Source organism: Dictyobacter kobayashii, assembly GCF_003967555.1.
Classification (GTDB): Bacteria; Chloroflexota; Ktedonobacteria; order Ktedonobacterales; family Ktedonobacteraceae; genus Dictyobacter; species Dictyobacter kobayashii.
In genome coordinates this window covers 2,459,265-2,475,177 of sequence record NZ_BIFS01000002.1, presented here as the reverse complement: position 1 = coordinate 2,475,177, position 15,913 = coordinate 2,459,265, and the positions used below count along the sequence as shown (strand labels likewise).

Here is a 15,913-nt window from a genome sequence, read left to right as displayed (position 1 = left end):
GCATTATAAAACCACAACGTCCCCCTGTCTACCTCTCCAAACGGCCTTCTTCAGATCTTTAACATCCCTGATTATGCTTGCTTTTTCGAGATTAAAAATCATTATACAGGAAAAATATATCTCCAAAAAAATGATTAGCTCTACGTTAGATTCATGACAGGAAACTCCTAGCGCCACGTAAACAATAATGATGATACGCATGTTAAATTCATAACATGCACATCATCAAAAAACATCAGCAATGCGCTATATGCTGCGCTTGTTCGGTACGACTTATAGCATTGATAAGGAGAAATGATGTAAATGAGCCGACACACAGACAAACGACAAAATGCCTCGGACCCCACAACCCCCCATCAGCCAGAGCTATTTTCTGCGCCTCAGCGTACCCGGCGCAGCCTTCTGAGCCTATTGAGGACCGGCGTGGGAGCTATAGCAGCCAGCACGGGAGTGGCAGCCCTGCTCAAAAATACCAGTGGCACCGCCCTCGCTCGTCCGCTTGATACCGTGGGAAACTTTAGTAGCAGTTTACCTGGTACACCGGCGATCACGGCTATAGCAACCAATTCAGCCCCTGGCATATACGTCGAGAGCTACAACAGTAGTGGTCACCAACATGGCTTTGGTGTGAGCGCTATCACTGATGTGGGTACTGTCTATGTTGCCCAAAGCACCAGCGGCGACGGTATATATGCTGAAACCCAATCGGGCGATGCCATATATGGTACTAGCGACACCGGCTCTGGAGCGGTCGGTATCAGCAACTCTGGCATTGGCGTATACGGCAGCAGCAACTCTGGTGTGGGCGTATATGGTGTCAGCGACAGTGATACTGCAGGATTCTTCTATAGCTCAAGCGGAGAGGGAATCTTCTCGTATAGCAATAACAACAATGGTATCTTTGCCTTTGGGGCTCCTTACGCAGCGGCACTCTATGGGATGTATATGTGAATGGGAGCCTGTCGAAAGGGGGCGGAAGCTTCTTAATCGATCATCCATTGGACCCGGCCAATAAAAGCCTGTACCACTCATTCGTCGAGTCGCCCGATATGAAGAATATCTATGATGGCGTGACGCAACTCGACAACGCGGGAAAAGCCACCGTCGCACTTCCCGCCTGGTTCGAGTCCCTCAACTCCGATTTTCGTTATCAGTTGACGGCAATAGGTGCGGCAGCGCCAAATCTCCATATTGCGCAGGAAGTGCACAACAAACAGTTCCAGATTGCAGGTGGGAAAGCTGGTATGAAGGTCTCCTGGCAAGTCACTGGTATCCGACAGGATGCCTGGGCAAAAGCCAACCGTATTCCTGTCGAAGTAAACAAATCCACCACTGAAAGGGGCCGCTACCATCACCCAGAAGTTTTCGGAGCAACTAAAGAGCAAGGGATTGGCTATCATACCCCTCATACCCAGCAGGCTCCAACTCGCCCATTCCGACCAACCAAAAAAAGCTAGCATAGTAAGCGCAAGGCTTGCCTCCGTTTCATACCTGTGCCATGGTGTCATTTCATGCCAGAAAGAAAAAACAGGCTCCATGGTGCAGGGGTGCTACTTCTATCTTTTTATGCATCTCTTTTTATTTCCCACTCTAAAATGGTATACTGCTACCAGATTAACTTCTAATTATCGATGGCGTGCAATTCATCTCGATAAATGCTCTACCTGGCTTTAATATAGCTACACTTAATTATATGATTTTATGGAGGGCGATCCAGACATGGATGAAGCTCAAAAGACAACGCGGCATCGCATAAAGATTGATCTGCAGGGTTTGATTCGCGTACTGGCAAAGAATCTCTATGCCGAAAGCGATGTGTTCTTGCGTGAGATGGTGCAGAATGCTCATGACTCGATCAAGAAGCGTAGCTCACTGGACCCACATGCTCCCATCGGCACTATTCATATTCATATCAATCGTATGCAGCGCACGATTACCTTTACCGATAATGGGTCGGGCCTGACCGAGCAAGAGGTACACGATTATTTATCTACGATCGGGCGTAGCGGCACCAATGAGTTTCGACAAGAGTTGATAACAAAGGGGCGCCAGGCCGAGGTAACGCTGATCGGACAGTTTGGCATCGGCCTCCTGTCCGCCTTTGTGGTCGCGCACCGCGTCGAGGTTGAGACGCTGAGCATCCAGCCGGGCAGCAGTTCCTGGCTCTGGAGTAGTGATGGGCAGAGCGATTATGAGCTGGTGCCCGGCCAGCGACCAGAGGTCGGGACCACGGTAAAGCTCTTTATTACCGATGCCTACATGGATATGCTGATTCCAGAAGAGCTGCGCAAGGCAATCAAGAAATACGCGGATTTCATTCCCTATCAGATCTTCTTAAATGATGAAAAGGTGCCAGCCAACGCGGTCAATGCACCCTGGCATCTGAACATTCCTTCTGAAGATGAGCGACTAAAAGAATATACATCCTTTGTCGGCAAGCGTTTCCCTAATGACTCTATCCTGGAAACTATTCCTGTGGCCCTGCGCACACCTTACCGCGTCGATGGGGTACTCTATATATCGGATCGCCGGGATATCAGTCCAACGGCGGAGGGTAAGCTGGAACTGTATCAGAATCGCATGTTCGTCACCAGCCATGAAAGCAATATACTACCGCCCTGGGCCCAGTTCATTAGCGGCGTCATCGACTCGCCCGATATGACCCTGACCGCCTCGCGAGATGCGGTGCAACAAGATTATATTACCCAGGAGATTCGCGAAGCACTGGCCACCATAGTAGTGCAACATTTACAGAACATGGCGAAGAAGACACCTGAACGCTTTGAGCTAATCATGCTCTGGCATGCCTTTAATATCCGCAATATGGCGCTGGACCATGATGATTTCTTCGACGCCATCGCCGACCTGATGCCGTTTGACACCAATCGCGGCCGGATGAATCTGCGCCACTATTGCGCGCAAGCACTCAAGCTAGAAAATAACAGCGGGCACGATATCTTTTATTTTAGCGATCGTGAAAACGCCTCGCGCTTCTATATGCTCTGCGATGCCAAGGCCATGCTGGTCATCAATGCAGGACAGAGCTTTGAAGAACCATTCCTAAAAAAATACGCCCAAAGGCACCCCGAGATACGACTACACTTGATCAGTAGCGAGGGGACGGATTTCCTGTTCGAACCAGCTTCCACTGAAGAAGAACAGTTCTTCCAACCTTTGATGATGGATTTCTACCATATCCATCCTGGCCAGCCGCTACAGATGCGCCTGGTGCATTTTAAGCCCAGGACCATCCCGGCTATCGCCAACATAGAATCAGGGGCCAAACTACGCCAGGATCTAGAGGAGAATCAGCAAAGCGTCCATCTCTCACAGCCGATTAAGGATCTACTGAGCCGGGTCTTGAAGGAGCATAAGGTACCGCAAGTCCTTCTTTATCTCAATACAGAAAATCCAATCATGCAGAAGATAGCCCATATGGCCGCAACCCAGCGCAATAATGCTATTTCCTACCGGGCAGCCATCGCTGCCATCTATAATAACGCACTCTTGCTCTCGCCCCACCTGATGACGGCTGAAACAATCCAGGCCATCTTTACCAGTGCCACTGAAACCATTAATCTGATGATCGAGCAGGCTGAACAACTAGGAGAGATGCAGAGCCGGTTGAGCGCCTCCCAGCTCTCGCTGCGCACGCGTCCGCGCCAGGAAATGGTCAGCAAGGACGTTCAGGCTGCTCCGACAGACACGGCCACGCCCGGCAAGCAGATTCTCTGCGTCGTGGCCATGCCATCCGAGGATACGGCTACGCTGCCCTATGCCAGCGTGCTCCTGCCAGCCCTGCGCCACGTGATGGAGTTCGCCCCTTACTACTGGCGGGTCGTTTCAGCGGCAGAATTGGACCAGGAACGTGGCCAGCAGCAGCCCCATATCTATCTGGCTGACCTCAGCACAGCGAATCTCCAGGTCGTGATGGAACTGGGCTATATGTGCGGCAAGAAACAGGATTGGCAAACGATCCTGCTCCTGCAATCGGAACAGGCCCACACCGAGCTACCCCACCTGGATGGCCTGACGCGCATCAACTATCCAGCCGACAAAACCCACTATACAGTCAGTACCATGGTTGAAGCCCTGCGCCCGCTGCTCGAACAAAATGAGCAGATCCAGCACGTTAATCAGCTGCGCCAGGAACGCTATCTCTCCCCTCTTTACCTGGAGGAAGAATTCTGGATACCTGGCGAGGTTGCGAGCGAGATTGCCCGTATCTATAGCTCAATTGAAGAATTTACCAGCGCGCCCGTCGAGGAAATTACCAGTCGGGTCAGACATCTAACCAGTATCAAAGCTCGCCGCCTGCAACAATCTCTGCAGGAGGTATTAGAGGAGACGCACCACTAATGCCGGATACCGCCATGCCATCTCGAGCTGAGGTATATCAGACCAATATACTGGCCTGGAAATTCATGAGGGATGGACAATATCAAACGGCGATCGCGCTGCTAGAGCCACTAAGCACACTGCTAGATACGCAGGAGCTGCCGCTGAGAATAGAGACCTGGTATAGCCTGGCTGAAGCGCTGAGCCAGTCTGGTCAGCACCTGCAGGCCTTGAAATACTGCGCCATGATTATCGACCTGACACAAAATCCAGACCAGCAAGCACGGCTCGCAGACATGAATCTGCACACCATCGCCCTGACCTATGGATTGCTGGCGGAATGCGCATTTCACCTGCCACATATACCTCTCGACCATGCTTTGCAGATGACAGAGAATGGGCTGCGCTGGCTGGCTGACAGGCAGCGCGAAGATATAAGTGGCAGCCTCTATTATGTCAAAGGCTACCTGTTACTCGAGCAACGGCGCTTGCCCGAGGCAGAGGTTGCCCTGACCAAAGCGCTGGCCATTGCACTCCGGAATCAGAAAACCGCCCTGGCCGATACTTGCAAGACAGCCTTGCTTATGCTGCAGCAGCTCTCTTCAGGTAGCAGCCTCGATCGTGCCAGTTTGAAAAATTTTCTCAGCGAACGCGCTGAGCACAAAGATAGCTATCGCTCTACGATCACTCAATTCATCACGCAGGAGGCCACGGCTCTCAACCAGACCTTCGAAGGACAGCTCGCCGCTGCGTATCTCACAGCGCAAAAAGCTATTCAACTGGCCGCGCGCATAGAATCACCCGCTTTTATGTTGAGAGCTTACCAGTTAATAAGTATAATTGCCCAAAAGGATAAAAACTATCAGCGTGCCCTGGATAATTTTAATACCTTTCTACAACAATTTCCTGAGGACGCCTCGGCCTTATACCAGCGAGCCAGGCTCTATCGCTACCTCAAACAATATCAGCTGGCCCTCAATGATATCAACCAGGCCATTGAGCTGGATAGCCAGAAAGCAGACTACTTTGCCGAGCGCGCTGAGACTCTTTTGTTGCTACAACGTTATCAGGAAGCACTCAACGATATCCAGCAGGCTCTCACCCTGATGCCCAACAATACGGACTACTTAATGCAGCGCCGCGAGATCTACCTGGCCATGAAAGAGCCGGCTAAAGCCTTACAGGCCATAGACCAGGCCATCGTGCTGAGACCTGACAGGGCCCATTACTACTATAGGCGTAGTAACATGTATCGCGATATGGAACGCTACCAGGAAGCATTGGCAGATGTACAAAGCGCACTGCGCCTTGATCCTGCCAATTCCTCTTATTGGATTTTGCGATCATATATATATAGCAGCCAGAAATACTTGCGAGAAGCACTCGCGGATAGCCAGCAGGCGATTAGCTTAAAACCTGGCTACGGATTCAATTATTTTGTACAGTCCTCTCACTATATCGCGCTTGGTCAACTTACATTAGCGCTAGAGAGTATCGATCGGGCACTAGAACTGGAACCCGGCGAATACAATTTTTATGTGTGTAAAGCCGTAATACTTAAAGAGCTGAGACGTTATCAGGAAGCGTTAAAGGTAATCAATGCCGCCCTCGAAGATGATCCTACAAATACTAATCGCTTGCAGCATCGTGCGCTAATCTACATGGAGGCCCAGTGCTTGCCGGAAGCCTTACGCGATCAAGAGGCAATCATACAACGCGAGCCTGCGGAGCATTCTCACCGCATTATTCGTGCATTAATCACGTATAGAATGGGGAGATTCAAGTTGGCGCTAGAGGATCTGGCCTGGTCTCAACCGACACCATCTGGCTTCGCGCTCTATCTCCATCGTGCCTTGCTCTATCGATATATAGAAGAATACCCCCTGGCCTTAGAAGCAATCCAGCAGGCACAAACCCTGGCCCCACAAGAATACATCGCCTACCAGGTAAGTAGCCTCCTCAAACGTGATCAACAACGCTATCAAGAGGCACTAGAGGATATCGAAAAAGCCATTCAGCTGCATCCATATCTAGATTATAATTTTTTACACCAGGCTCAAATCTATCATACGCTAAGCCGCTATAGCGAGGCCCATCAGGCCATCGAGCAAGCGCTGCAGCTCAACCAGCATGACGCCTGGATCTATTATACCCGCGCCACCATCTACTGGTCCCAGGGACAACCCGAGCGGGCGCAACAGGATATCGAACAGGCTATCGAGCTGGCCAATCAGGACGAACGCCCATTTGAGCAGAGCCAATGCCTGATCATCTTCACCCTCTTCGCCAACCGCATCACTGAAGCCCTGGCCCACTTCCAACAATTTCTCGACGACTGTCAATCCGCCTACTTTCTGCAGGACACCCTCTTCCTGCTCAGGGGGTTCGCCTCCCTTGGCCTGGCGAAGCGCACAATCAATATCTTCTGCCAGCGGCTAAAACAACAAATCAAAGCTTTGCATACTCAGAGCAACAAAGCATAGAGCAAAGGGAGAAATTTATGCAGAATAATAGCACTAAACATCAAGAACAGGTCGATCAATTAATTAAGCTGGCACATAATTTGTGGGAACAGGGAGACTTTCAAAATGAAGTGCTTGTAGCGGAACAACTACTAGAGATCGGCCAAAACGAGAGACTTCCAATGGCCGAGATGAATGCCCATCACTTACTGGCCGACGCACAAATATATTGCGGCAATCTTATAGAAGCGCTGGGACACTGCTCGTGGTTGATCAAGATAGCTGGCGATCCCGATTTTCAACCTCTCCTTAATCCAGACAATCAATACATGATCAAAAATGGTTATTATCTATTTGTAACATGCGCAACTAAATTACCCAACATCCCTGATAATGTAATCTTGAACGTTCTACTAGAAGGGCTGCGCTGGCTCGACAGCATAAATCAACCTCTCTGGAGCGCCGACCTGCTTCTTTTGAAGAGTGAATTGCATCTGAAACGCGGCGAAAACTCTGAGGCCGAGGGTGCCGCATTGAAAGCCAGGGGACTCTTCCTGCGTTCAGATTCCCATGTAGGCGCACAGCTCAGCCAGATAAAATTGCTCCAGGTACAAAGTCAGGTCAGCGCTACTTCCAATACTTTTGCAGAAACAAAAACTGTACTAGAAGATACATTCAGGGCAGAAGATAAGCTACATACACCTATGTTTCAATTTCTTGAGCAGTGTGCGCGGGCAACAGGATTTATGGTCGATATAAACAATAAGTCAGCAGCCAGGTTTGAGGCCGCATACACAGAATCGCAGCGAGCTATCGCTATGGGAGATCAGATGGAGGCGCCCGACATCATCTTCACAGCATATAAAACACACGCTCTTCTACTCTGGTTCTATGAGAAATATCAATTGGCCATCGATGATCTCACCTCGTTCATCCAGCGGTTCCCAGATTTTGTGCCGGCTTTAATCGAGCGGGCCTATATATATAAAACAGCCGGGCAATTTCAGCTCGCACTGGCCGATGCCGATCAAGCAATTATGCATGAGCAACAAGAGGCATCCTACTTCGCCATTCGGAGCGAGATACACAAAGCCCTCAAAAACTATTCAGCCGCCAGCGCCGATCTCCAGCAAGCCCTGCAATTAGAGCCAAACAATAGCCTATACTGGTCTAACCTTAGCGACGTACAGTGCGCTTGCCTGAACTATGCCGAAGCATTAAACTCAATCAATCGAGCAATCGAATTTGCCCCTGACCATAGCAGTTATTATGTCTCGCGTGGTATTATCTATCGCGACCTGAAGCGCTACGAGGAAAGCATGGTCGATATGGAACATGGCCAGCAGCTAGACCCAGCTTCCGCTTATGCTTACCTCTTGCAATCCAACCTCTGTCGTGAAATGGGGCTCTATACAGAAGCTTTGCAGCTTGCTAACCGCGCGATTGAATTGCAGCCAGAAGATCAAGGTGGTTACACTTATCGCGCCATGACCTATCACCTGCAGGGTCAGCATCAACGGGCCCTGAACGACTTTGCCTATGCCAAACAATTAAATGGATCGCTTACATTTGCCATCCATATCCAATGTGGCGAATTATACTGTGACCTGGAACGCTATCCACAAGCGCTAGAAGAGCTCAAGCAGGCAATTGCACTCAAGCCACAGAATTCCGCCTGTTTCAGAGCGCGTGGCATTATCCATTATAGAATGGGACTATACCATGAGGCCGTGCAAGACTTCCAGCAGGCGTTGGACTACAATAGTTATGATGTATCGTCATTGGGCTATCGATCCCATATATATCGCTTGCTGGGACAGTATCAAGAAGCCTTGCAGGATGCTGAACGCTCCATTGAACTGAAACCACAATCACCAGGCGGTCAATATACATATGCCTGTGCATTATGGCAATTAGAACAACCGGAGCAGGCCCGTAGGGCAGTCCACCAGGCCCTCCAACTGGCACCCAGCGGACTCAATAAGGATGCATTGGCAATCGGTCATTTCCTCTATAATCTCTTCCTGCAGCGCCCAGCCGAAGCTGTGCAGCATTTTCAGCGCTTTGTGCGCAACTGCCAATCCCTCTACTACCTGCAAGACGCCCTCTTCAGCCTACGAGATTTCGCCCCTCTCGGCATAGAACCCGCTACCACCCAGGAGTTCTGCGCCTATCTCGAAGCAAAGATCAAACAAGTGATCTTAAAATCATAGGCGTGATGTTACGTGACGATGGGGGCCTCGGTGGGATATTGTTCGTAGAGGCGCTCGACTACGATCTTTTTGAGGCGCTGGACCGTCTGGTGTATGTCACGGTAGGTGGTGTAAAGCGGGGTGATGCCCAGGCGGATATTGTCGGGGCCCGAAAATCTGGCAGGACATGCATGTCGTTGATCAGGGCCAGGTCGATGCGCAGTCCCTCGGCGTGTCCCAGGGAGATGTGTGAACCCGGTAAGCGTGCTCGCGTGGGGATTTCAGGGTAAAGCCGAGTGGCTCCAATTCAGCTTGCCAGAGGTCGATCAGGTAGCTGGTCTGGCGCACAGATTTCGCGCGCAGCAGCTCGATGCCCGCCTCGCACAACAGGTCCACTCCCGGCTCGATCAGGGAGAGCGAGACGACTGGCGGGGTGCCGGTCAGGAAGTGGCGCAGGCCAGAGGCCGGCTGGTAGTTCAGGTCAAAGCCAAACAGGTCGCGCTGCCCCATCCAGCCTGAGAGCGGATTGAACAGCCGCTTCTGCAGGTCCCGTCTGACGTAGAGGAAGGCGGGCGCCCCCGGTCCACCATTAAGATATTTATAGGTACAACCAATCGCCAGGTCAACATTGGCTCCGTTCAGGTCCACCGGTACCGCGCCAACCGAGTGGCTGAGATCCCACAGGACCAGCGCGCCGGCGGCATGGGCTGCCGCCGTCAGGGCAGCCATGTCGTACATATATCCACTCTTAAAGACCGTGTGTGACAGGGTCAGCAAGGCCGTTTGCTCATTCAGGCGCGCCTGCAGCTCCGCCACCGGACCATAGATGCCGTCAACCGAAGATACGACCTGCAACTGGTGTTGCTTGTCCAGCACCTCGATGGCGCCTTGTAATATATAGAGATCGGAGGGGAAATTCAGGTCGTCGGTCAGGATCTGGGGCCGGCCAGCCTGATGGCGCAGCGCCGCCACAACGAGCTTAAAGAGATTGACCGAGGTAGAATCGGCCACAATCACCTCATCCTCTTGCGCCCCGATCAGCTCAGCTATCTTAGCTCCGATGCGCTCAGGAGCCGTAAACCAGCCCTCATTCCAGCTCCGTATCAGACGGCTCCCCCACTGCTGCAGGATCAGTTCCGTGGACAGTGTCGCGGCCTCGTGGGGCAGACGGCCCAGCGAGTTACCATCCATATAAATCAGGTTGTCATCATCAATCAGAAAACGCTCGCGAAAATGGGCGCAGGGGTCTTGTGCGTCCAGCTCGGCGGCATAGGCAAGATCAGTTGAAATTGTCATAAACTTACCAATTCTACTAATACCGACGTTACTTAAAATTGGGAGCGAATCGCCCACAGATCCGGGAAGAACGGCTTGAGCGTGGTCGCCAGGTAGGCCGCTCCAGGTGAGCCACCGGTACCGCTCTTCATGCCGATTGTGCGCTCAACCATCTTCACATGTCGATAGCGCCATTCCTGCAGGCCTTCATCAATATCAATCAGATTTTCACACACGTTGCTCACCGTGGCGTTCTGGCGATAGGCCCCAACCAGCAGCGCTTGCAGCTCGGGCGAGGGTTGAATGGGACGAGTCACGTCACGCCCCAGTTGTTCCTCGGGTACAGCATAACCGTTCAGAACAAGATACCGCAGGAAAGCATCCCAGAGCGTCGGCTGCTCATAACGCGTGCGTAGCCGCTGCAGGGCCTCTTCATCATCAGTACAATGGGACAATATATTTTCACGCTTATAGCCCAGCGCAAACTCCAGTTCACGAAATTGCGCCGACTGAAAGCCACTGGCTGATTCTAGAAATCCGCGAAACGAGTTAAATTCCAGTGGTGTCAGGGTCTCTAATACATCGAGCTGCGCCACCACTGTTTTAAGAATGGCCAGGATACGCCGCGTGGTATGGGAGGCGCGGGCCGCATCATTCTGATAGAGCATTCTCTGCAAATACTCAATCTCATGCAGCAGCTCTTTAAACCAGAGCTCGTAAACCTGGTGGATAATAATAAAGAGCAGTTCATCATGCTCCGGGCCGCTACTCCTGGGTGTCTGCAACTGCAATAACTCATTAACCCTGAGATAGCTAGCATAATTGAGGGCTTTTGACATAGCACATACATTCTTTCTATCAGTACGTCATTGTAGTCTACAACAGCATAGCATAGCTCTTGTACTATGTATTGTACAATGAGAAAACGATTTTGCAATAAATTATCACTTGATAAATATATTTTTTAAAACCTGCTGGCTTTTTTGTGAATTTTCCTCAAAATCATGCACCCGATCAGGCAAACTCAAGCATCCTATACACAGAAGACAAGCACAAGCGAGCTCATTCTGGTTATCGCTTGATAATTTCATCCCTGTCTTATATGATATAGGACAGGGAATCGTTCTCTTTTATTATTATCACTTGATAAGTAACACATCACAAAGAGAAGATCTGTAGATCAAGATCTGCGCCTTCTTCTCAGGAGTTTGTATGATTACACGTCTCTTGCACGGGCTTACAGATAGCGCAACCGGCAAGCGTGGCAAGTTTGTCACCATTATCGTCTGGTTGCTGATCGCCATCGTACTGGTGGTGACGGCCCCTAAATTAGCCGATATCTATGACAACGGCTCGACCCAGGATATACCATCCAACGCGGGCTCACAGGTCGCCCAGCGGCTACAGTTGGATAAGTTTCCCGGCAGCCGTGGCACGCCAGCCATCCTGGTATTCTCCGACGAAAAAGGTCTGAGTGCCGATGATAAAGCGACCATCAAGAAAGTTAGCGACTGGCTGGGATCGAGCCAGAAACCAGCATCGGTAGATAAGGTCCTTTCGATCTATACGGTGCCGCAAGCCGCCAGTCAGCTGGTCTCGCAAGATAACAAGACCATGACGATCATTGCAAATATGACCGGCTCTTCCTCCGACACCCAATTTCAGGATAGCGTGAAGAAGATGCGCGACTACCTGAAGACCACGACCAGCAATACCTCCGTCGAGGCCCATGTGACCGGGCCGGCCGGTGTCATCACCGATACGGTACTTATTTTTGGTGCGGTCGATGTCAAACTATTGCTGGCCACGGTGGGACTGGTACTGGTGCTACTGATCCTGCTCTATCGTTCACCAATCCTGGCCTTCCTGCCCTTGATCGGCGTGGGCTGGGCCTTACAGATCATTGATGCCTTGCTTGGTTTTGTCGGCAAGAGTGGTGCCGTGGGCATCAGCCAGCAGGCAACCTCGATTATGACCGTGCTGCTCTTTGGCGCGGGCACCGATTACTGTATCTTTATCGCCTCGCGCTTCCGCGAAGAACTGGCGCACACCCAGGACAAACACGAAGCGATGCGCAACACGATGCGTGCGGTCGGCGAGGCCATTACCTCCAGCGCCGGCACGGTCATCCTCGGCCTGATGACCCTGCTCTTTACATTCATCGGCCTCTATTACAGCCTGGGGCCAGCCCTGATCATCGCCATCTTCGTCATGCTACTGGCCGGACTGACCCTGGTCCCCGCCCTGCTCGTCTGGCTTGGTCGCGCCGCCTACTGGCCCTTTGTGCCCAAGTATGATCCGACCATTCAACAACAAGATGCCGAAGGAGACCTCAAAGGCTTCTGGGGGCGCCTGGGACTATGGACCGCCAGACACCGCGTGGTGGCCGTGGTGGGAAGCACCATCTTCCTCATCATCCTGGCCCTCGGCAATATCGGCTCGGTCCCGACCTTTAACTTCCTGACCTCTTTTAGAGAGGTGACCGATTCCAGCACCGGCTACAACATCTTGCAGAAGCACTTCCCGGCCGGCACGCTGGCCCCCACCACGGTCCTGGTCAAGTTGAGCGGCTCCGACGCCAATGCGTATAAGCACCTGGCACAGATCGACGCCGTAACCGTGGCCGCCCAGAAAGCTACTGGAGTCGCCCAGGTCCAGGGTCCAACCCGCCCAACCGGCAAAGGCACCCTGGTTGATCCACTGAAACTCCAGAGCGCCATCGATGCCCTGCCTGCGCAGCTCCGGGATGCGATCCGCTCGGGCAAGCAACCATCGATCACAACCCAGCCGCCCACCGGCAGCAAGTCAACCGGCACAGGACAACCCCCGACCACCAGCGGCAAACCTCCTGTTACCGGCCAGCCTTCAACAGGTAAGCCACCAGTCGCCGGCCAGCCACCCACCAACGGCAAACCTCCGATCACCGGTCAGCCTCCTGCCTACACACCGGAGCAGCTCGCGACGATTGGAGCATTCGCGGCCAGCACACAATATATGTCGCAGGACAATAGCACCTTCGAGCTCTCGGTCGTGCTCAAGGATGATCCATATTCGCTGACCGCCATCAACAACATTGCGCCGCTGCGCGATACCCTGAACAAAGCGCTCAGCGCCAACTTTCCCAACGGGAACGGCCCGAGTGCCACCCTGTACCTGGCGGGACAAACATCCCAGTTATCGGATACCCTGGGTTATAACCAGCACGACACCTACCTGGTCGTACCGGCGGTCATCCTGCTGGTCGGTATCGTCCTTGCCCTGTTGCTGCGCAGCCTGATCGCCCCACTCTACCTGCTGGCGGCCGTCACGCTCAACTTCCTGGCCTCCATCGGCATCTGCGCCTTCTTCTTCGAACGCGTCGAAGGCCAGGACGGCTTCAACTACGCCATCCCGCTCTACACCTTCATCTTCCTCGTTGCCCTGGGCGCGGACTACACCATCTTCCTGATGTCGCGTGTCCGTGAAGAAGCCAAGCGGCGTGGTATCGAAAAAGGTGTACCCTACGCCGTCTCACGCACCGGTGGCGTCATCACCTCCGCCGGACTCATCCTGGCCGGCACCTTCGCGGTCCTGATGACTCTACCCTTAAACATCCTCTTCCAGCTTGGAGCCTGTGTCGCCGTTGGCATCCTGCTCGACACCTTCGTGGTGCGCGGCCTGCTCGTCCCCGGCCTCGTCCTCCTGCTCGGAAAATGGAACTGGTGGCCCGGCCGCCTCTAACCGCAACCCGCAAGGCAAGGTTGAGCCTTGCCTTGCCCTCCTTTTTCCATTTTTCAATTAACAAGCGTGCAGGATCTGATATGATGATGGTGGAGGCCCGATTGTAGGGATCCGGCGTCGTAGGTATGTAGCCTGGATGGTAGGTTTCCCGTATCAATGAGTGGGGTGATTGCTAAAAATTGGCTGCTGAGTGGGTGGCACTTTGAAAGTAGGTTGAAGGAAGGTTGTCGTTATGATGTCTGGAACCGAGAATGAGATAGATGTGCTGGTGGTGGGCGCCGGGCCGGTGGGGCTGGCGCTGGCCTATGCGTTGCGTCGCCATGGGCTAACCTGCCGCGTGCTTGATCAGCGCCAGTCGCCAGCCGATACGTCGCGCGCGCTGGGCGTTTTTAATAAGACGCTGGAGATATTTGAGTTGCTGGGGATGGCGGAACAGGTAGCAGCCAGAGCGCAACCGGTACACTTTATGAATGCCTATGCCCGTGGTAAGCATCTGATGCAGGTCTCTTTCGAGCTAAAGGACTTTGAAACGCCCTTCACCTATCCTGTCTTCTGCCCTCAGACGCATGTGGAGGGGATACTGCGCCAGTGCCTGGCGGAGAAAGATACGCCGATCGAGTGGGGCTGGGCGCTGGAGATGTTGGAACAAGATGAGGAGGGGGTAAACGCCCTGCTGCGCAATGAGGAGGGCCAGGAACAACAGGTCCGGGCACGCTGGCTGGCGGGCTGCGATGGTGGTCATAGCAAGGTGCGCCACCTGCTGGAACTACCTTTCGAAGGCAGTCCAGACGAAACCTGGCTGGTGGCCGACGTCAACCTGGATTGGTCGCTGGCCCGGGATAGTGTCTATAGCTTCTTAGCTCCCGAGGGGACCGTGATGGCTTTTCCTTTTCCAGACGGCAAACGCTGGCGCCTGCTCAATACGACAGTAAGCGAACAGACCGATCCGGCCAGTATCGCTGAACAGTTTACCACGGCCATCAATAATGTCTATTATGATGAACCCGTGGTGGTGCCCGAGCCGCTCTGGTACTCCATCTTCACCATCCAGCAACGCCACGTCCACGAGATGCGCGCCGGCCACTGTTTCGTGGTTGGAGACGCTGCCCACGTGCATAGTCCGGCCAGCGGCCAGGGCATGAACACAGGTATCCAGGATGCCTTTAATCTGGCCTGGAAACTGGCACTGGTGAGCCGGGGGCTGGCCGAAGACCGCTTGCTGAATAGCTATAGTGCCGAGCGGGAGCCGATCGCGGTCACGGTCTTGCGCGGCGCGCGTGCCTTCACCCGCGTCCTCGGCAACCAGCAGAGCGCGGTACAACAGGTGCGCAATACCGTGCTCAAAGGCTTCTTTGTGCTGCCACCTTTGCGTAAAGTCTTGAATCAACAGGTATCCAGGTATCTCTCGGAGCTGGCCCTGAACTATAAGCATAGTCCAATCGTGGCCGAAGACTGGCAGGTAACCAGTATAAATGCGCGCAATATGCCCGGACTGCAAGCAGGCAGCCGCGTGCCTGACATCCACTATGGCATCAACAGCAAAGCGCGCCTGTACGATATGCTGCGCGACACCCACCACACGGCCCTGCTCTTCACCGGACTCAAACCCGGCGACGACGAATTGGTGGAGGTGGCCAGTCTGACCGAGCATATCAAGCAGCTCCATCATGGCTGGCTCCAACTCTTCCTGATCACACCCGATTCTGAGACCTACGAGCAGCTAAAGAGCTATAGCAGTCATGAAGAGGTCATCCTTGACCAGTACGGCACCCTGCATCGCCGTTTCGGGGCCGAAGGGCAGGCCCTCTACGTGATCCGCCCAGACCACCATGTCGGCTATCGCAACCAACCGGCACTGGCCGATGATCTCGACCACTATGCCGGACGGATCATGGGCATCCACGAAACGGTGCCCGCCAGCTAACT

At 53.0% G+C, this 15,913-nt stretch carries 9 protein-coding genes; 7 read left to right on the top strand and 2 right to left on the bottom strand.

The features are described from left to right. Positions 1-303: 303 nt before the first annotated feature. The 5 genes from EL645_RS37230 to EL645_RS37210 all read left to right on the top strand — a co-directional run bounded on the left by EL645_RS37230 (position 304) and on the right by EL645_RS37210 (position 9,013). Entirely contained in the window at positions 304-951 is a 648-nt protein-coding gene (locus EL645_RS37230; protein WP_126557427.1) for a hypothetical protein, read from the top strand. After that, complete coding sequence (locus EL645_RS37225) at positions 948-1,457, top strand: hypothetical protein (RefSeq protein WP_126557426.1); 510 nt, start codon at positions 948-950, stop codon at positions 1,455-1,457. Before EL645_RS37230 ends, EL645_RS37225 begins: the two co-directional genes overlap by 4 nt. 262 nt (positions 1,458-1,719) lie before the next feature. Beyond that, the gene (locus EL645_RS37220; RefSeq protein ID WP_161978005.1) at positions 1,720-4,359 is read left to right on the top strand and encodes an ATP-binding protein; all 2,640 of its coding nucleotides are present in this window, start codon (positions 1,720-1,722) and stop codon (positions 4,357-4,359) included. Then, the gene (locus tag EL645_RS37215; protein WP_126557424.1) at positions 4,359-6,821 is read left to right on the top strand and encodes a tetratricopeptide repeat protein; all 2,463 of its coding nucleotides are present in this window, start codon (positions 4,359-4,361) and stop codon (positions 6,819-6,821) included. Before EL645_RS37220 ends, EL645_RS37215 begins: the two co-directional genes overlap by 1 nt. Positions 6,822-6,838: 17 nt before the next feature. Further along, a complete protein-coding gene (locus tag EL645_RS37210) occupies positions 6,839-9,013 on the top strand; it encodes a tetratricopeptide repeat protein (protein WP_126557423.1) in 2,175 nt (724 codons plus the stop codon). Between the two features lie 180 nt (positions 9,014-9,193). On the opposite strand, the gene EL645_RS37205 is transcribed toward EL645_RS37210, so the two are convergent. Next, positions 9,194-10,288, bottom strand: a complete 1,095-nt coding sequence (locus EL645_RS37205) for a kynureninase (protein WP_218032256.1) — start codon at positions 10,286-10,288, stop codon at positions 9,194-9,196. A 32-nt stretch (positions 10,289-10,320) separates the two neighbouring features. Next, a complete protein-coding gene (locus tag EL645_RS37200; RefSeq protein WP_126557422.1) occupies positions 10,321-11,106 on the bottom strand; it encodes a tryptophan 2,3-dioxygenase in 786 nt (261 codons plus the stop codon). 373 nt (positions 11,107-11,479) lie between these two features. On the opposite strand from EL645_RS37200, the gene EL645_RS37195 reads away from it, so the two are divergent. Then, positions 11,480-13,987 carry an MMPL family transporter gene (locus EL645_RS37195; RefSeq protein WP_126557421.1) on the top strand — a complete coding sequence of 836 codons (2,508 nt, stop codon included), beginning with the start codon at positions 11,480-11,482 and terminating at the stop codon, positions 13,985-13,987. A 232-nt stretch (positions 13,988-14,219) separates the two neighbouring features. After that, entirely contained in the window at positions 14,220-15,911 is a 1,692-nt protein-coding gene (locus EL645_RS37190; RefSeq protein ID WP_126557420.1) for an FAD-dependent oxidoreductase, read from the top strand. Positions 15,912-15,913 lie beyond the last annotated feature (2 nt).